The 17,591-nt window shown below is 59.9% G+C and carries 22 protein-coding genes; 12 read left to right on the top strand and 10 right to left on the bottom strand.

Annotation, left to right across the window (positions count from 1 at the left end):
- On the bottom strand, positions 1–107 hold a 107-nt coding region (locus BGI27_RS15250), incomplete at its 3' end, for a transposase (RefSeq protein WP_141239830.1).
- A gap of 228 nt (positions 108–335) precedes the next feature.
- Complete coding sequence (locus BGI27_RS15245) at positions 336–1,385, bottom strand: patatin-like phospholipase family protein (protein WP_095525675.1); 1,050 nt, start codon at positions 1,383–1,385, stop codon at positions 336–338.
- Positions 1,386–1,489: 104 nt separating this feature from the next.
- On the opposite strand from BGI27_RS15245, the gene nudC reads away from it, so the two are divergent.
- The 5 genes from nudC (at position 1,490) to BGI27_RS15220 (ending at position 5,973) form a co-directional block, all read left to right on the top strand.
- Complete coding sequence (gene nudC / locus BGI27_RS15240) at positions 1,490–2,323, top strand: NAD(+) diphosphatase (protein ID WP_095525679.1); 834 nt, start codon at positions 1,490–1,492, stop codon at positions 2,321–2,323.
- 143 nt (positions 2,324–2,466) lie between these two features.
- On the top strand, positions 2,467–3,459 hold the full coding sequence (dctP, locus tag BGI27_RS15235) for a TRAP transporter substrate-binding protein DctP (RefSeq protein WP_095525674.1): 993 nt from the start codon (positions 2,467–2,469) through the stop codon (positions 3,457–3,459).
- Between the two features lie 110 nt (positions 3,460–3,569).
- On the top strand, positions 3,570–4,751 hold the full coding sequence (gene purT / locus BGI27_RS15230) for a formate-dependent phosphoribosylglycinamide formyltransferase (protein WP_179290499.1): 1,182 nt from the start codon (positions 3,570–3,572) through the stop codon (positions 4,749–4,751).
- On the top strand, positions 4,655–5,269 hold the full coding sequence (locus tag BGI27_RS15225; protein WP_420886941.1) for a GNAT family N-acetyltransferase: 615 nt from the start codon (positions 4,655–4,657) through the stop codon (positions 5,267–5,269). Before purT ends, BGI27_RS15225 begins: the two co-directional genes overlap by 97 nt.
- 14 nt (positions 5,270–5,283) lie before the next feature.
- Complete coding sequence (locus BGI27_RS15220) at positions 5,284–5,973, top strand: DUF4197 domain-containing protein (RefSeq protein WP_095525673.1); 690 nt, start codon at positions 5,284–5,286, stop codon at positions 5,971–5,973.
- 19 nt (positions 5,974–5,992) lie between these two features.
- Here the strand turns inward: BGI27_RS15220 and BGI27_RS15215 are convergent, their stop codons facing one another.
- Genes BGI27_RS15215 through BGI27_RS15205 form a run of 3 tightly spaced genes read right to left on the bottom strand, consistent with a single transcriptional unit; the run spans position 5,993 to position 7,689 of the window.
- The gene (locus BGI27_RS15215) at positions 5,993–6,934 is read right to left on the bottom strand and encodes an AEC family transporter (protein WP_095525672.1); all 942 of its coding nucleotides are present in this window, start codon (positions 6,932–6,934) and stop codon (positions 5,993–5,995) included.
- A gap of 54 nt (positions 6,935–6,988) precedes the next feature.
- Complete coding sequence (locus BGI27_RS15210) at positions 6,989–7,408, bottom strand: GNAT family N-acetyltransferase (protein WP_095525671.1); 420 nt, start codon at positions 7,406–7,408, stop codon at positions 6,989–6,991.
- Entirely contained in the window at positions 7,405–7,689 is a 285-nt protein-coding gene (locus BGI27_RS15205) for a cupin domain-containing protein (protein WP_095525670.1), read from the bottom strand. Before BGI27_RS15205 ends, BGI27_RS15210 begins: the two co-directional genes overlap by 4 nt.
- Before the next feature lie 119 nt (positions 7,690–7,808).
- Here BGI27_RS15205 and zwf point away from each other — a divergent pair, with 119 nt between their 5' ends.
- The 3 genes from zwf to BGI27_RS15190 are packed head-to-tail and all read left to right on the top strand — an operon-like array spanning position 7,809 to position 11,089.
- Positions 7,809–9,287 (top strand): glucose-6-phosphate dehydrogenase, encoded by a 1,479-nt coding sequence (gene zwf, locus BGI27_RS15200; RefSeq protein ID WP_095525669.1) that lies wholly within the window; start codon positions 7,809–7,811, stop codon positions 9,285–9,287.
- A 48-nt stretch (positions 9,288–9,335) separates the two neighbouring features.
- Positions 9,336–10,445, top strand: coding sequence for an AIR synthase-related protein (locus BGI27_RS15195; protein ID WP_095525668.1), 1,110 nt, complete (start codon positions 9,336–9,338; stop codon positions 10,443–10,445).
- Between the two features lie 11 nt (positions 10,446–10,456).
- Positions 10,457–11,089 carry an HAD family hydrolase gene (locus BGI27_RS15190; protein WP_223871839.1) on the top strand — a complete coding sequence of 211 codons (633 nt, stop codon included), beginning with the start codon at positions 10,457–10,459 and terminating at the stop codon, positions 11,087–11,089.
- 48 nt (positions 11,090–11,137) lie between these two features.
- On the opposite strand, the gene BGI27_RS15185 is transcribed toward BGI27_RS15190, so the two are convergent.
- From BGI27_RS15185 to petA, 5 genes are all read right to left on the bottom strand, one after another.
- The gene (locus tag BGI27_RS15185; RefSeq protein WP_095525677.1) at positions 11,138–11,629 is read right to left on the bottom strand and encodes a ClpXP protease specificity-enhancing factor; all 492 of its coding nucleotides are present in this window, start codon (positions 11,627–11,629) and stop codon (positions 11,138–11,140) included.
- 119 nt (positions 11,630–11,748) lie between these two features.
- Positions 11,749–12,348, bottom strand: a complete 600-nt coding sequence (locus BGI27_RS15180) for a glutathione S-transferase N-terminal domain-containing protein (protein ID WP_095525676.1) — start codon at positions 12,346–12,348, stop codon at positions 11,749–11,751.
- Between the two features lie 104 nt (positions 12,349–12,452).
- Complete coding sequence (locus tag BGI27_RS15175) at positions 12,453–13,208, bottom strand: cytochrome c1 (protein ID WP_095525667.1); 756 nt, start codon at positions 13,206–13,208, stop codon at positions 12,453–12,455.
- A 2-nt stretch (positions 13,209–13,210) separates the two neighbouring features.
- Positions 13,211–14,683 carry a cytochrome b gene (locus BGI27_RS15170; protein WP_095525666.1) on the bottom strand — a complete coding sequence of 491 codons (1,473 nt, stop codon included), beginning with the start codon at positions 14,681–14,683 and terminating at the stop codon, positions 13,211–13,213.
- Between the two features lie 3 nt (positions 14,684–14,686).
- The gene (gene petA / locus BGI27_RS15165; RefSeq protein ID WP_095525665.1) at positions 14,687–15,325 is read right to left on the bottom strand and encodes a ubiquinol-cytochrome c reductase iron-sulfur subunit; all 639 of its coding nucleotides are present in this window, start codon (positions 15,323–15,325) and stop codon (positions 14,687–14,689) included.
- Between the two features lie 238 nt (positions 15,326–15,563).
- Between petA and BGI27_RS15160 the strand changes: the two genes are divergently transcribed.
- From BGI27_RS15160 to BGI27_RS15150, 4 genes are all read left to right on the top strand, one after another.
- Positions 15,564–16,340, top strand: a complete 777-nt coding sequence (locus BGI27_RS15160) for an HAD-IIA family hydrolase (protein ID WP_095525664.1) — start codon at positions 15,564–15,566, stop codon at positions 16,338–16,340.
- A gap of 122 nt (positions 16,341–16,462) precedes the next feature.
- A complete protein-coding gene (locus BGI27_RS18785) occupies positions 16,463–16,654 on the top strand; it encodes an SDR family oxidoreductase (RefSeq protein ID WP_338140501.1) in 192 nt (63 codons plus the stop codon).
- Positions 16,615–17,229 (top strand): enoyl-ACP reductase FabI, encoded by a 615-nt coding sequence (fabI, locus tag BGI27_RS15155; RefSeq protein ID WP_338140500.1) that lies wholly within the window; start codon positions 16,615–16,617, stop codon positions 17,227–17,229. The genes BGI27_RS18785 and fabI overlap by 40 nt, the downstream gene beginning before the upstream one ends.
- A gap of 255 nt (positions 17,230–17,484) precedes the next feature.
- Positions 17,485–17,591 (top strand): transposase (locus BGI27_RS15150; RefSeq protein WP_141239830.1); only part of this gene is annotated, 107 nt, incomplete at its 3' end.

Below are 17,591 nucleotides of genomic sequence, written 5' to 3'. Positions count from 1 at the left end.
ATGCTCACATCCAGTCGCCCGGCAACGTCCGCAACGCTATGTCCGCGATCGGTCACTTGCTTGACCGCTTCAATCTTGAACTCTTCCGTGTATCGCTTGCTACTCATAGACACCTCCACTTGGTTGCCAGCTTAAGGCTTCGAAGTGTCTAGTGAACCGGGGGCGATTCAATCATGGCTGGCATCGTCGGCCAGTATTGCCGTGTCTATGTGAAATCCCTGAGCAAGAACGGGCGCCGCCCGATGCAGAGGAGAGTAGAAGCCTGTAAATAAACCTCGACAGAATGTGTACTCTCTCTCCCCTGCAGAACACATCCCGGTTTCTATGCCTGCGTTTCAGCCGGCAAGATGGGATAATGTTCCTCGCGCTCCATGCAAGCCTGCTTCATAGCCGATATCGAACAGGCGTGACAGATTGCTGCGCGACCAGTCGAACACGTCAGGCAGGTCGGCCTCCGCTATGCCCTCAATGAGGGGCACACGCCAGGGTTTGCGCAACTTCGGGTATTTCCCCAGATGCTGGGCCTCGAAGATCTTGAGATCATCCCGGGCGATCTCGATGAGGGGGGTGATGATGGACATCACCCAGGCATCGTAGAGATCCCGCGGCGCACGCAGCAGTTTTTCGGCCCCCAGAATATCGAAGACCACGATTTCCTCCAGATCCGGATGCCGTTCCAGCAGGCCGTAGAAGTTCAGGCAATCGAGCGCAGCACCTTCTATATAGAGACCATCCCCCAAGGGGGTCGGCGGATACAGAAAGGGGAACGACAATGCCGCTTGAAGATGCTGAACGCTCAACATGCGTTTGTCGAAATTCTCCATCTGTTTGCTCACCAGGTTGAATGCATTCACATAGAACTCGGGCTCGATTTCAGGCACGGCGGCGAAATCGATGATCTGCTCCGCAAAAGGCACGTGTGCACAGAGCCCCAGTGAGGAGGGGCTGAGGTCGCTGGGGGAGACACAGGCCCACATCAATTGAGCACTATCCTTGGCGAACTGACTCAGAGGATCCTTCGCCGGCCATTCCATGATCTGTTGCACCAGCGGATTGAGTGCAAGCAGGCGACGATAGACTTCAGCGGCCATGCCCGGCTTGTTGAAAACCTTGTAGTTGACCGGGAAGGCTTCATAGATCGGGTCGGCCACTCCCAGATCCTTGAGGCTAGCCAGCGTTGAAACCGGATCACCGTTTGCCGGCGCCGCATACATCAGCCCCAGCAAGGCCCCGGCACCAGCCGTGGAAATCACGTCGAACTTCAGCCCTAGTTCATGAAAAGCCACCAGAGCCCCGGCCATCAGGGTTGCATTCGGCGCACCGCCACTGATGATCAGGGCCGATCGGGCGCCTGCCCGTTCATTCCGTTTTCTTCCCACTGCCATGATGCCGCCTCCTCCGCGTTAAACTCCGGCGAGGATAGGCACGGCGCGCACGCGTACGTGACTATCTGCCCTATCGATCAACCTCCCTTGTGACGCTTCCCATCATGCATGCCCCCTGGCCTGCCGGTTTTCTGCCTGACCTCGTCTCTGCTTCCATCCCTTCCACCACATTGCACTTCGCCTTCTGGGGCGATGATCTGCTCATCGATGCTACCGAGGGCATCGCGCAAGCCACTGCACTGGCAACCATGCCTCCTGCACAAGCCCTGATCGGCATAGGCCGATTCGACGGGGACTCCGTCAGCGCACAACGCTGGCCCGTTTCCCAACCACTGCCGGGCGGCTTGCGTGCCGTCAGCCTGCGCCAGCTTTTCGGCTCCCTGCCCGAAGGGCATTGGGAACTTGCCGCACGCGCCAAGCAATTGCTCGACTGGGATCTTGCCAGCCGCTTCTGCGGCAGTTGCGGCCACATCAACGAACTGGCCGACGGTGAGCCGGCCAAGCGCTGCCCCCACTGCGGGCGTCTGGAATATCCGCGCATCGCACCGGCAATCATGTGTCTAGTCCGCCGCGGGCGTGAGCTGCTCCTCGCGCGCTCCAAGCATTTCCGCCCCGGGATGTACAGCGCCTTGGCAGGTTTCGTGGAGAGCGGCGAGAGCGTGGAGGACTGCGTGCATCGCGAAGTCTTCGAGGAAACCGGCCTTCACATACGCGATCTGCGCTGGTTCGCCAGCCAGCCCTGGCCCTTCCCACACTCATTGATGCTCGCCTTCCATGCGGAATATGCCGCTGGTGAGATCACCCCTCAGGCCAGTGAAATCGAGGATGCGCAATGGTTCTCTCTCGATGACCTCCCCGAGCTGCCAGCGCCTGTCAGCATCGCTTCACGACTAATCCAAGCAGGTATTGCAGAATTGCAAAAAACAAAAATAATGTGACGGTTTTTGACAATTCGTTCGACAAACGGACTTGCTCATTGCATGTGACCCAAGCATTCTCGAAGCATAAGGGGCTCCAGAAAGCCCTGCCGATCAGCCCGAACCCGAACAGGCGGCCTTGCCCGCCCGCGAGACAACAAGCCATGCGCATCTTTATCCGGTCCTTACTGCTGGGCCTCTTCGCCGCCGTGCAGCTCGCCCTTATCCCCGCCAATGCCATCGATCTCAAGGGATGGGTACGTGAGGACAAGGAATTCACGCAACATCAGGCATTGCTCTTCTTTTTCGATCGTCTGCGCACGCTATCGCAAGGCCGCTATACCGGCCGGGTCGCCTGTTGTGAAGATCTGGGCGGACAAGCCAAGGTGATACCCGTCTTCCAGAAGGGCGAGGTCGATATCGTTCTGTTTTACCCCTCCGCACTGACCAAGGATGTTCCAGAAGTGGAGGTGCTGAATCTGCCCTTCCTGTTCCGGGATCCGGCACACATGATGGCCGCCCTCAATGGTGAGGTTGGCGCCGAATACCAGAACATGCTCGCCGCCAAGGGCTACGCCATCCTGGCCTGGTATGACGGAGGCTCTCGCTCCTTCTATTCGCGCAGCAAATCGCTGGTCTATTTTTCCGACTTCAAGGGCCAGACCGTCCGTATTGCCAAGAAGGACCACATCGGCATGGTCGAGGCACTTGGCGCTAAGCCTTCACAGCTTGCCTACGACAAGCTGTCGGCCGCGCTCAAGAGCGGTGAGGTGGATATCGCAGAAAACAACCTGACGTCCTACTACACCTCAGAACACTACAAGGTCGCCCCCTTCTATACCTTCAGCCACCATTCGGTGTCTCTCATCGCACTGCTGGTTTCCTCGCAGCGCTGGAAGTCCCTCACGGAGTCGGACAAGGCACTCTTCCGCCAGGCGGCACTCGAGTCCTCCGCAGAAGCCTCCCGCCTACGCGCAGCAGAGGATGCCGACGTACGTGCAAAACTGGAAAAACTCGGCGTGAAGTTCTTCAACTTCCGCAGCGCCTCTACCGTGATCTCGCAAATGAAGACCACTTATGAGCCCGTCGTCAAAACACCGAAAGCAACCGACCTGATGCTCAAGATCATGACGACCCAATCCCCGGCCCAGCGCTGAACGGCCGGCCATCGGCAAACCATCGAAGAGACGGCTCCTCCTGGAGCCGTTTTCATTGGTACCTCGCCGGCAAAGGTAGAATGCACGCTTTAGCCTCAGGATTTTTGCTCATGCAGATCGGCACACCGCTCTCCCCTTCCGCCACCCGTGTCATGCTTCTGGGGTCGGGGGAACTGGGCAAAAAAGTCATCATCGCCTTGCAGCGTTTTGGCTGCGAAGTGATCGCGGTTGACCGCTACGAGCATGCGCCCGGGCACCAGGTGGCACATCGATGGCACGCCATCGACATGACCGATGCCGCAGCCTTGCGCCGGCTGGTTGAATCCGAACGCCCGCACTTCATCGTGCCCGAGATCGAAGCCATCGCCACCGATGAGCTTGCCCGGATCGAGGAGGACGGACTGGCCATCGTGGTGCCCACCGCGCGCGCCACCCAGCTCACCATGGATCGAGAAGGCATTCGCCGCCTTGCCGCCGAAACGCTTGGCCTGCCGACCTCGCCCTATGCGTTTGCAGATACATTCGAGCAGTTCGAGGCCGCCGTTGCCCGGATCGGTCTGCCCTGTGTGGTCAAACCGGTCATGTCTTCGTCGGGCAAGGGGCAATCCGTCGTCCATAGCGGTGAAGACATCAAAACGGCCTGGGACCATGCGGCTACCGGTGGCCGGGTGAAAGGCGGCCGGGTGATCGTTGAGGGCTTTGTCGAATTCGAATATGAAATCACCTTGCTCACGGTACGCGCGCTGGATGCCACAGGTGCGCTGCAGACCAGCTTCTGCGAACCGGTTGGTCATGTACAAAGCCAGGGTGACTACATTGAAAGCTGGCAACCCCAGCCCATGACCGTGCCAGCGCTGACCCAGGCTCGCGAGATCGCAGACAAGGTGACCACAGCGCTGGGGGGACGAGGCCTGTTCGGTGTCGAGCTATTCGTCAGGGGAGAACAGGTCTGGTTCTCCGAGGTCAGCCCCCGTCCGCACGACACGGGGTTGGTCACGCTGGCCACACAGCGGCTCTCCGAATTCGAGCTACATGCACGCGCCATTCTTGGCTTGCCTGTGGATACCCGCCTGCGCAACCCGGGCGCCAGCGCGGTGATCTATGGCGGCCTGGATGCGCACAGCATCGTCTTCAACAATCTGGACGAAGCCCTGGCCGTGCCAGACACCGATCTGCGTCTGTTCGGCAAACCCGAATCATTCATGCGGCGACGCATGGGCGTGGCCGTGGCCAGTGCGGACGACATCGATACGATACCGCGCGTGCACGAGCCACTCGTTGCGCCGCACTAGTCCGGCCGCGTGATGGCCTGAGCGTCAACATCCGGGACGAGCATGCCGGAGACGAAGAAGCCATCGCCCGCCTGACACGCCAAGCCTTCCTCGGCCAGAAACATACCTGTGGCAAGGAATACCTGCTGGTTGGCGCACTGCGCGATGCGGGTGCACTGAGCCTCTCGCTGGTTGCTGAACGTGGCGGCCAACTGGTTGGCCACATCGCGTTTTCACCGGTGCGCATCGAAGGCTGCGAACAAGGCTGGTTCGGCATCGGCCCGCTATCAGTCCTTGCCGGGCATCAGCGCCAAGGCATCGGCTCCCTTCTCTTGCGTGAAGGTATGGCACAGATCCGCCAGCGCGCAGCACTTGGCTGTGTTGTCGTCGGAGATCTGAACTATTACCAACGTTTCGGTTTCAAAGCGTACCCTGCCCTGAGATATGGTGATATGCCACTGTTCGCCCAATCCTTCACGGGCGAAATCCCGCAAGGCACACTGCACTATCACCCCGCCTTCGACATCTGCAACACCTGAATTCCGGAGCCTGAATGCTCATCAGCCGCCTGATCTGTTCCGCATTGCTTGCCAGCCTTGGCCCACTCGCCCAGGCAGGCTTGCTGGATGCATTTTCCGAACGTGATACCACCAGCGCCATGCGTCAGGCATTGGGGCAAGGCGCGGAGCAGGCGGTCAGCAGCCTGGGGCGCACCGATGGCTTTCTCTCCAACCAGAAAGTGCACATCCAGTTACCGGAGCAACTGCGCCGCGCCGAACCCGCGCTACGCCTGATGGGCAAGGGGCCGATGCTCGACGAACTGGAAACCGGGTTGAACCGCGCAGCAGAACAGGCCGTACCACTGGCCCGCAAGTTGCTGGCCGACGCCGTGTCGCAGATGAGCGTGCAGGATGTGAAAGGTGTGCTGACTGGTGGTGATGATGCCGCCACACGTTATTTCGAAAGCAAGACGCGTGAAGCACTGAACACACGCTTCCTGCCAGAAGTACGCAAGATCACCGGCAAGCTGACGCTTGCCCAGCAATACAACCAGGTGGCCACCGCAGCATCGGGCATGGGGCTGCTCAAGGCCCAGGAAGCCAGTGTGGAATCCTATGTCACCGCACGTGCCCTTGATGGCCTGTACCTGATGATCGCCGAGGAGGAGCGGGCCATCCGCTCGGACCCGACCCGTGCGGCCGGGCAACTTGTGCGCCAGGTGTTCAGCGTGCTTGGTAACTGAATCTGACGAGCAGCACCCACTACACCAGCGCCATCAATGTCAGGATCACCGGCGTAGTCACGGCGGAGAATACCGTCGTCAGCACAAGGCTGGTGGCCGTCGGGGCTTCGAAAGCCCTGAATTGTCTCGACATCAGATAGACATTCACCCCCATCGCCATCGAGGCCAGCAGCACGATGACCTGGGTCTCCAGCGCCGGCAACCCCAGCACCCAAGCCAGTAGCCAGACCACGACAGGCAGCACCAGCAGCTTCATGCAGCAAACCGCGAGGCTCTGTGCGATGCCCTCGCTCACACGGTACTCCGCGAGCCCCATGCCCAGCACCACCAGCGATAGCGGCATGGCCGCCTGCCCCACCATCTCCAGCGGTTCACCCAACAGATGCGGCAACGGCCAGCCCGTGAGCCCCCAGAGCGTGCCACTGAGAATCGAAGCCACGATGGGATTGGTCAACACGCTCCGCAGGGTCTTGAGGAAGCCATGCGCGGAGAGCTCACCGTGCCGGGCCCATTCCACCGAAACGGTCACCAGCGTCCACAGGATCAGGGAGTTGAACACCAGCACCAGCGCGACGATCGCCACGGCTTGCTCACCCAGCATGGCCTTGGCCAGTGGCAAGCCCAGAACCAGATTGTTGGAGAAGATGCAGCCCAGTGCAAAGACCGAGCCCGACACGCCATCCAGTCCGAAACACCATGCAGCCAGCACGCGCCCGAGGATGAAGACCAGCAGGATGCCACCGAAAAAAGCGATCAGCAGGCGCGCATCCACCGGCGGCAACCGTGAGAAATCGCTCATCGTGTAGAAAAGCAAGGCAGGCAGCGCCAGTGAAAACACGAAGCGGGTCAAGGCGTCGGCCACGCTACGGGGCCATTGCCCCCAACGCGTGATGACGTAACCGGCGAGGATCAGGACGAAAAGCGGGCCTACCGCCCAGAGGCGGTCGAAGAAAAGCTGCATGAGAAGAACCTGCAAAGAAAAAGCCGGCGTCCGGGCCGTACCGGCTTGCGCATCTTAGCTCGCCACCAGCTCACGCCCCATGCGCACGAACAACACCCCTTCGCGTTCCCACGCATCTCCCTGCTCTCGTAGACCGAAGCGCCGGTAGAAACCCACGGCATCCCGCCGTGCATCACACCAGAAATACACGCAGTCCCGATGCGAGGCCTCCAGCAGCACCCGATCCAACAAGCTGGTGCCCACGCCGCGCCCTTGCCAGGCCGGCAGCATGGCGAACTTGCGCAAGCGCGCCGTGCCATCGCGCACAAAAAGCGAGGCGACACCCACGATCAGTCCGTCATGCAAGGCTGCGTAATGCAGACCGTCCGCATCATCCGCCACACGGCTGAAAGCCAGGGTTTGATCGGGCCAGAGCACAGCCTGACGCACGGGAAGCACGTCATCGACCGCCACACGGGCGATCAGCAATTTCATCCGAAACAGTAATGCTTGCGCAGCGGCGCCACAACACGCCAAGTGCAAGCCGTGCCGACGGGGAAAGTCGCCAGATCACCGGTGCGCAGGGTCACCGGCTCGCCGCCTTCGGGCGTAACGACAACCTCTCCGGCAATCAGGCAACAGGTTTCGCTGCTGTCGTAGAACCAAGGAAACTCGGAAATCTCCTTTTCCCATACAGGCCAATCCACCACTCCCAGGGCCTCGCGCCGGGCCGCATCCACCTGGCGCTCGATCACGATCTGCTGCTCGCTACTCATGCTGCAAACTCCTGCTTGCACTACTGAAGCCAAGAGGATAGCGCGATGCGCCGCCGAGGTCAGCCCGCGCGGGAAGGTCTACACTATTGGAAAACCTGTCGTTGCCCGGAGCATCCCTCATGTCATCACGCACCATCCAGGTCTCCCCTTTTGATCTTGTCGTCTTCGGTGGCACCGGCGATCTGGCCGCACGCAAGTTGCTGCCGGCACTGTATCAACGGGATCGTGCCGGCCAGATGCCAGAGGAAGCCCGCATCATCGGCGTATCCAGGCGCCCGCTCCCTCGCGAGGAATACCTGAGCTTCGTGCGAGAAGCCATCAACCGGCACGTGCCGCCCACGGAGCGCAACCCCGAATCTGTAGAGCATTTCTGCCGCCACATTTTCTTCTGTGCCGTGGATGCCACTGGCGACACCGGCTGGGCGGAGCTGGCCACGTTGCTATCTAGTGGCGAAGAGATCGTGCGCGCGTTCTACTTCGCGGTATCGCCAGACCTCTTCGCCGCGATCAGCCAACGCATCAGGCAGTTCGGTCTGGTCACCCCTGAAAGCCGCGTGGTGCTGGAAAAACCGTTGGGCAAGGATGGCGAGAGCGCCGAGGCGGTCAACGCGGCAGTCGCAGCGGTGTTCCAGGAAAGCCAGGTGTTCCGCATCGATCATTACCTGGGCAAGGAGACAGTGCAGAACCTGATGGCCCTACGCTTTGCCAACCGCCTGTTCGAGCCGTTGTGGAACAGTACGCATATAGATCACATTCAGATCACGGTCGCTGAAGAGCTCGGCGTGGGCGAACGCGCCGGCTATTACGACACCTCCGGCGCGCTACGCGACATGGTGCAGAACCATATGCTGCAGTTGTTGTGCCTGACCGCCATGGAACCGCCAGACGCTTTCAGCGCCGATTCGGTACGCGACGAAAAACTCAAGATCCTCAAGGCACTCAAGCGCATCGACGAGCGCAATTCCGAAACCTGCACCGTACGCGGCCAATATCGTAACGGCTCGGTTGGGGGGCAGCCTACGAGCAGTTATCTAGCAGATATCGGTGAATCGGAGAGTGACACCGAAACCTTTGTCGCTATCCGTGCCGAGATCGCCAACTGGCGTTGGGCCGGAGTCCCCTTCTATCTGCGCACCGGTAAACGCCTGGCTGCGCGGCGCTCGGAAATCGTGATCACCTTCCGCCCGATCTCTCACTCGATCTTCGACCACACCGCTGGGCGTATCAGCCAGAACCGTCTGGTGATCCGCCTGCAACCCGACGAAGGTATGAACCTGGAAGTCATGATCAAGGATCCTGGCCCAGGCGGCATGCGCCTACGACGCATCCCACTGGATATGAGCTTCGCCGAAACCTTCGGAGTGGCCAACCCTGACGCCTACGAACGCCTGCTGATGGATGTGATCCGCGGTAATCAGACGCTGTTCATGCGCCATGATGAGGTTAGCGCCGCCTGGCGCTGGATCGACCCCATCCTGACGGCCTGGCGCAGTGGCAATCGGCGCGTGCACCTGTACTCCGCCGGTACCTGGGGGCCTTCCGCTGCGGTCGCGCTGATCGAGCGGGACGGGCGCACCTGGCTAGAAGATGCGGACTGAAGCGCCGAACGGTTAAAATGCCGGGCTTTCACGTACCCCGAGCCCGCCATGACCCAGACTCCTCTCGACTACACCGCCGCCGGCGTGGATTACAGCAAGATCGATCCGCTCAAGATCCTTGCCCAGAAGGCTGCAGCGGCAACAGCAGGGAATCTGCACGCTCGGGGCGTCTCAGAGATTCCCGCCTCTCGCGGAGAATCCGCCTATGTGATGGACGTCGGCGGTGTACTCATTGCCTCCATCACCGAATGCCTGGGCACCAAGGCCTTGGTGGCGGATGCCGTTCGCCCGATCAGCGGCAAGACTCATTACGACTCGATCGCCCAGGACACCATCGCCATGGCGGTGAACGATCTGATCACTGTTGGCGCGACTCCGCTTTCCATCCATGCTTACTGGTCGGCAGGTGGCAGCGAATGGTTCGCCGATGAAACACGCATGACGGATCTGGTCACCGGCTGGCAACGTGCCTGCGATGTCTGTCATGTCAGCTGGGGAGGGGGTGAAACACCAGCGCTGGCTGGAGTAGTGGAAGCTGGCCGGATCGATCTTGCAGCCTCTTCGGTCGGCATCATCCCTTCACGTGATCGTCTGACCCTGGGCGACAAGCTTGGTGTAGGCGATGCGATCGTGCTGCTGGCATCCTCCGGCATCCACGCCAACGGCGTGAGCCTTGCACGTAAACTCGTCGAGCGCCTGCCCGAAGGCTATGCCACAAAGATCGCGGATGGCCGCAGCTACGGCGAGGCCTTGCTCGATCCAACCACACTATATGTCCCGGTCACCGAAGCGCTTTTTGCTGCTGGCATCGTGCCGCACTACTCCGCCAACGTCACCGGCCATGGTTGGCGCAAGATCATGCGCCACGCCAAGGAGCTCACTTATCGTTTCCACACCCTGCCGGATGTACCTCCCGTGCTTTCCTTCATCCAGCAGCATGCAGCCATCGACGACCGCGAGGCCTACGGCAGCCTGAACATGGGTGCCGGTTTCGCGTTTTTTGTCGCGGCAGAACAAGCGGACGAAGTGGTACGCATCGCACACGAGCAGGGCGTCGCCGCCTGGAATGCGGGCGTGGTGGAGTCTGGCCCCAAGCAGGTCGTCATCGAACCGCTGCAGCTCACATTCGCGGCGGACGAACTGCATCTGCGCGCCTGAGGATGATCCCGATGCGACACGATGTCATCGTCTTCGATCTGGACGGTACCCTGAGCGATCCGCTCGAAGGCATCGGCCGCTCGATCAACCATGCCCTGCAGGCCTGCGGCTATGCTACGCATCCGCTGGATGAACTGGCTATCTACATCGGCCCGCCCCTGGATTTCAGCTTCCGGGAACTGACAGGCTCGCAGGACGAAGCACATATTGCGGCCTTGGTAGCTCACTACCGCGAGCGTTACGGCAGCATCGGCTATGCTGAGAACGCACTCTACGCTGGGATTCCCGAAGCACTGGCCGGCCTGCAGGCGCGAGGTTGTCGCATCGGGCTGTGCACTTCCAAACGCGTGGATTTCGCCGAACAGATCCTGGCGCTTTTCAAGCTACGCCAGCATTTCAGCTTCGTCAGCGGCGGCGAGATCGGCACACCGAAATGGCAACAGCTCGGGGCGCTGTGCCAGCGTGGCCTGGTCGGCCCCGACAGTCTGATGGTGGGAGATCGGGCGGTCGACATGATCGCGGCACACCGCAACGGACTCAGTGCAGCCGGTGTACTGTGGGGGTTCGGTAGTCAGGAAGAATTGTCGGAGCAATCCCCCCGCTATCTGCTGTCTCGCATTGACGAGCTGCTCACGCTGGGCTGAATGCGCCGCTGCTGCAGCGCCAAGGCGGCAGAGCCCTCTCGCACCTCTCTACTTGATGCGACGCAGATGACCACCGCGAGCTGGTGCGGCAGGAGGCGGATCTTCATCGTTCCCGTCAGCCGTCACGCCATCCTCCGCGATGACAGAAACAGCAGTCTGCTGCGCATCTCCAGCTACGCCCTCGATCACGCCTCCCATCTCCATGGCTGACCCGGCCAGCACACCCGGCTGGAAGGCCACGCCCTGCCCCGTTTCCCGGGCATAGACCGCCAGTACCTGACTGACGGGAATATAGAGATCCTGAGCCACACCACCAAAACGTGCCTGACAGGAGATGTCGTCATTGCTGATCATCAGGCGATTAGTGGCATAAGGTGCGATGTTCAGCACGATCTGACCATCCCGCACATGCTGCGGCGGTACGCGAGTACGCCCATCGACCTGCACCACCACGTAAGGTGTGAATCCATTGTCGACACACCACTCATGAATGGCCCGGATCAGGTACGGCTTCGTGGAAGGGCTTTGCGTTGTGCTCATGAAACTGCCTTGCATGCGAAACGGGCGCGAAATCGCGCCCGCAGGAACTGCAGAAATCCGGGCGAAAGCCATTCCTCCAGGCGCAGAGGCCCGGAGGAATGACATTCGCCCGATAGTGCTCAACGACGCATGGCTCGCTCGGAGGGCGTCAATGCGTCGATGAAGCCTTGGCGAGTGAAGATACGTTCAGCGTACTTCATCAGCGGTGCCGCGCTCTTCGGCAATTCGATACCGTAGTGCTCCAAGCGCCACAGCAACGGGGCGATGGCCACATCCAGCATGGAGAACTCGTCACCAAGCATGTATTTCTGCTTGGCGAACAACGGCACCAACTGGGTCAGTTGCTCACGCACCAGCCCGCGAGCCTTGTCGGCAGACGCTTTCTGGTTCTTCTCGAGCGTCTCGATATGAGAGAACAGCTCCAGTTCCAGGGTATGCAACAGCTGGCGCGCCTTGGCCCGCATGATCGGGTCCGGCGGCATCAGTTGCGGATGGGGAAAGCGCTCGTCGATGTACTCGTTGATGATGTTGGCCTCATACAGGACGAGGTCGCGGTCAACCAACACGGGCACGCGGTTATAGGGATTGATGACAGCGATATCTTCAGGTTTGTTGAAGAGATCGACGTCCACCACCTCGAAATCCATGCCCTTCTCGTACAGCACGATCCGGCAACGGTGGCTGAAGGGATCCGTAGTACCGGAATACAAATTCATCATTGCGGAATTACTCCAGGAATATTCAGTGTCACGAACCACACGACGCGCTTGCTGCACCTCGCTGTTGCGACCAGCCAACACCATCATTTCGGTTGTTCACCCGATCAATGCACGTCTTTCCAGTATGCCCGCTTGAGCAGCCAGGAAAGCAATGCCAGAACACCCAGTACGGCGAGGACCACCCAACCGATGGCACGCCGGGACTCTTGCCCGGGTTCGGCCATCCAGACCATGAAGGACACCAGGTTGGCCACTTCCGCGTCGTACTCCTCCTTCGTCAACTTACCGGGGCGGACGATTTCGAGCCCCTCGAAATGCTGGACCTGGTTGCCCTGGCCATCATCCCGCGTCACGAAGCGCGCTTGCTGCTCGCCCTGCAGTTCCCACAACGCGTGCGGCATCCCGACTCCCGGGAAGAGCACGTTGTTCCAACCGGTCGGACGGGAATCGTCGCGGTAGAACTGGCGCAGGTAGGTGTACAGCCAGTCGGCACCACTGCCGGAGGCCGACGCCTTTGCACGGGCGATCAATGACAGGTCGGGCGGAGCGGCACCGAACCAGCGCTTGGCATCTTCCATGCGCATGGCAGTCAGCATCTGCCCGCCGACCTTGTCGGCAGTAAACATCAGATTATCTTTGATCTGCTGCTCGGTCAGCCCGATCTGGGTCAAGTGGTTGTAACGCAACGCACTCGCCCCGTGGCATCCCAGACAGTAGTTCACGAACAGTTTGGCCCCCGCCTGCAAACTGGCGGCATCCAAGCTCACTGGTGCACGGTCAAGAACCGCGGCAGGGCCGGAAGCCTGCACCGGCATTGCCAGGATCAGGCCAAGACCGAAAGCTGCAAGGATCTTTTTCATGCTCATTTCCAGGTCAACCTTTCCGGCACGGGTTTGCACTTGTCGAGCTTCGAATACCACGGCATCAGGCCGAAGTAGGCCAGATACAGGATGGTACAGATCTGCGAGACCACGTTGCCAACGGGAGACGGCGGCTGAGTACCGTAATAACCGAGGATCAGGAAGCAGATCACGAACACGGCCAGGATGGCCTTGTACAACACCCCCTTGTAACGGATCGACCGTACGGGACTGCGGTCCAGCCAAGGCAACAGGGCGAACAACATCACGGAGCCCCCCATCATCACCACACCCCAGAACTTGGCATCCAGCCCAAGTCCGAGATGAATACCGGCGATTGCCAGATCGAACGGTGGCTTGGTGAAGCCGAACAGAGTCAGCCCGAAGAAACCCCAATAGGCGCCAGCAACCACCAGCAGACAGGCACGGCGTATCCAGACGCAGCTGCAGCCACGCCAGGTCAATCCAACGATCAGAGCGACCAGAAGCCAGAGGAACGGGAGGAAGGAAGAGGTGGTAGCACGCAACATCGAGTAGTACGGCGTGAAGTACCAGACCGGCGCAATGTGTGGCGGCGTCTTTAGCTGGTCATACGGCATGAAGTTGTTGTACTCGAGGAAGTAACCGCCCCCCTCGGGCATGAAAAACACAATGATCGAGAAAACGATCAACAGCACGACCGCGCCCAAGACGTCCTTCACCACGTGATAGGGATGGAACGGAATGCCATCCAGCGGGATGCCCTGCTCATCCTTGCGCTCCTTGATCTCGACGCCATCCGGATTGTTGGAGCCGACTTCATGCAGCGCAATCAGGTGCGCCGTCACCAACCCCAGCAGCACCAACGGAATGGCAATCACATGGAAGGCGAAGAAGCGGTTGAGGGTTGCATCCGACACCACGAAATCGCCACGGATGAACACGGACAGATCCGGCCCGATGACCGGAATTGCCGCAAACAGGTTCACGATCACCTGCGCACCCCAGCCCGACATCTGGCCCCAAGGGAGCAGATAGCCGAAAAAGGCCTCGCCCATCAGGCAAAGGAAGATTGCCATGCCGAACAGCCACACCAGCTCACGCGGCTTGCGATATGAGCCATAAAGCAATCCGCGGAACATGTGCAGATAGACCACGATGAAGAACATCGAGGCTCCCGTAGAGTGCATGTAGCGGATGAACCGGCCGCCCGGCACTTCACGCATGATGTATTCCACGCTGGCGAATGCCACCGGTACGCCGGCGGCATTCAGCGAGGCATCCGGCTTGTAATGCATGACCAGGAAGATGCCGGTCACGATCTGGATCACCAGCACCAACAGCGCCATCGAGCCGAATAGGTACCAGAAGTTGAAATTCTTCGGTGCGTAGTATTCCGAGACGTGCGTCTTGTAGAGAACACTCAGCGGGAAGCGCTCATCCACCCAGGCCAACGCCTGCCGCCCCTTGTCCTCAAGTTCCTTGGCTGTCAGCATCGCTTACGCCCCCTTGGAATCCTGACCGATCAACAGTCGTGTATCGGAAAGATAGGTATGCGGCGGAATCACCAGATTCGTCGGCGCCGGCATGGATTTGAACACCCGTCCGGCCAGGTCGAACATCGAACCATGGCAGGGGCACAGGAAACCGCCCTTCCAGCCCTCGCCCATGCCACTGTCTGCTCCGGTGGCGAACTTGTCCGATGGCGAGCAGCCCAGGTGCGTACAGATGCCGACACAGACGAAGAACTCTTCCTTGCCGGCGATGCTGCGTGCCTCACCGCTGACATAGGCAGGCTGCTCGGCAGCACTTGAGCCAGGATCGACGAGCTTGTCGTCCAGCGTCTTGAGGCCAGCCAACATCTCAGGCGTACGGCGCAATATCCACACGGGTTTGCCTTGCCACTCGACGACAAGCTTCTCTCCAGGCCGCAAGCCCGAGAGATCCACTTCCACCGGCGCTCCGGCTGCTCGCGCACGATCCGATGGCGTGAAGCTGGCCACGAACGGCACAGCAGCGCCGATCCCTGCCGCAGCACCCAAACCTGCAGTTGCTGCCAGCAATGCCCGGCGCGACGGGTCTGCACTGCATGCGCAGAACGACTCCCCGGCCAATGCTTCTTGTTTGTGATCGCTCATTGCAAACCCTGAGTGAATATGATTGAGAAAGCTGCGGGATTATAGCCGCGACGCCAACCCGGTTTAAACCCCCTATCTTCCATAACCGACATTAGTGCAATCCAATCAACGGATTAATTTTTTAACAAATACCATTGACATTGCACAACAGATCTCCTTGCCTGTCGTCACAGCATAGAGGAGGTTTCTACGGCATACTTTCTGCTCGTCTCACCCCCAAGCCAAAGGACCAGGACACATGGCCAAGAGCATCATTTCGGATATGGATGGCGTGATCTATCGGGGCAAACAGCTGATCCCCGGCGCCAAGACTTTCGTACAACGTCTGCTTGAATCGCAGACTCCCTTCCTTTTTCTCACCAACAATGCCGAGCAGACTCCGCTGGATCTGAAGCTCAAGCTCGCCAGCCTTGGAATCGAAGGACTGTCCGAAGACAACTTCATCACCGCCGCCATGGCCACGGCGATGTTCCTCAAAAACCAGAACCAGAAGCAGCATGCGACCGCCTATGTCGTCGGTGGTGGCGGCCTCATCAACGAACTGTACAACGTCGGCTTCTCGATCTCGGAATCCAATCCGGACTACGTGGTGGTCGCTAAATCCTCCACCTTCGGTTACGAACAGCTGAAGAAGGCCGTCCGCCTGATCGATCAGGGTGCGAAGTTCATCGGCACAAATCCGGACATGATCGACCCCGTCGAAGGTGGCCTGGAGCCTGCCGCCGGCACCATCCTAGCTGCCATTTCCGCAGCGACCGGAAAAAAACCTTACATCGTGGGCAAACCCAACTCCCTGATGATGATGCTCGCCGCCCGCAAGCTTGGCGCGCATCCGGAAGATTGCGTGATGATCGGTGACCGCATGGATACCGACATCGTCGGCGGCATGGAAGCAGGCATGAAAACGGTTCTGGTGCTCTCCGGCGTGACAACGCCTGAAATCATGACCCAGTTCCCTTACAAGCCTGATTTCGTCCATGACGACGTCGGCGGAATCGATCTGGCCGCGCTCTGACGCGCTTTCGATCGTGGGCGACGTGCCGGGCGCATGCCGGTCATGGTCCCGAAAGTACGTTTCGCCGATTGCATCCTCCGTCGTATGATTGCTGCACCGCACACAAGCTGGAGGATGCGCCAATGTTCAGCCTGCGAGGAAAGCTCGGCCTGGTCGTCGGTATCGCCAACGATCACAGCATCGCCTACGGTTGCGCACGCGCTTTTCACCAGGGCGGTGCAGATTTGGCCATCACCTACCTGAACCTGCCAAAGCAGAAGGTTATGTACGGCCGTTGGCGGAAAAACTCGGAGCTCCGATCATCCTGCCGCTAGACGTGGAACAGCAGGACCAGCTCGAAGCAGTATTCGAGGAGATCCATAAACGCTGGGGACGCCTGGATTTTCTCGTCCACTCCATCGCTTTCGCACCTAAGGACGATCTGCACGGTCGGGTCACCGATTGCTCCCGTGACGGTTTTCTGCGCGCAATGGACATTTCCTGCCATTCTTTCATGCGCATGGCCAAGCTCGCCGAGCCCCTGATGACCCAGGGAGGCTGCCTGCTCACCATGAGCTACCACGGCGCCGATGAAGTAGTTGCCAACTACGGCATGATGGGGCCGGTCAAAGCAGCATTGCAGTCAGCCACACGCTACATGGCCGCAGAGCTTGGGCCAAAGGGTATTCGCGTGCATGCCATTTCCCCGGGGCCATTGGCCACGCGCGCAGCCTCCGGTATCAAGGATTTCGACAACCTGATGCAATCGGCGGCCGAGCGCGCGCCACTGCACAAGCTGGTGGACATCGAAGACGTGGGCGCGCTGTGCGCCTTCCTCGTCAGCGATGGCGCGCGTTCGCTGACGGGCGGCACCATCCATGTGGATGGTGGCTACAACATCGTCAACTGAATCTCCCACCAACACCTGCGTTCCAACGCGGAACCTCTCGCAGGTTCGCTCCGGGCACCCTGCCCGCAATGCATCCCCCATGGCAAGGAGGTTCGCATGACCGACTTCATCGAGAATCGCACATATGACGAAATCGTCATCGGCGAACGTGCAAGCCTCACACGCACCATCGGAGAAGCTGACATCCAGCTCTGAATCGCCCCCGGTTCACTAGACACTTCGAAGCCTTAAGCTGGCAACCAAGTGGAGGTGTCTATGAGTAGCAAGCGATACACGGAAGAGTTCAAGATTGAAGCGGTCAAGCAAGTGACCGATCGCGGACATAGCGTTGCGGACGTTGCCGGGCGACTGGATGTGAGCAT

It is taken from the genome of Candidatus Dactylopiibacterium carminicum (assembly GCF_014736495.1).
Classification (GTDB): domain Bacteria; phylum Pseudomonadota; class Gammaproteobacteria; order Burkholderiales; family Rhodocyclaceae; genus Uliginosibacterium; species Uliginosibacterium carminicum.
The sequence above is the reverse complement of the archived record's forward strand: the minus strand, read 5'-3'. Positions and strand labels throughout refer to the sequence as shown.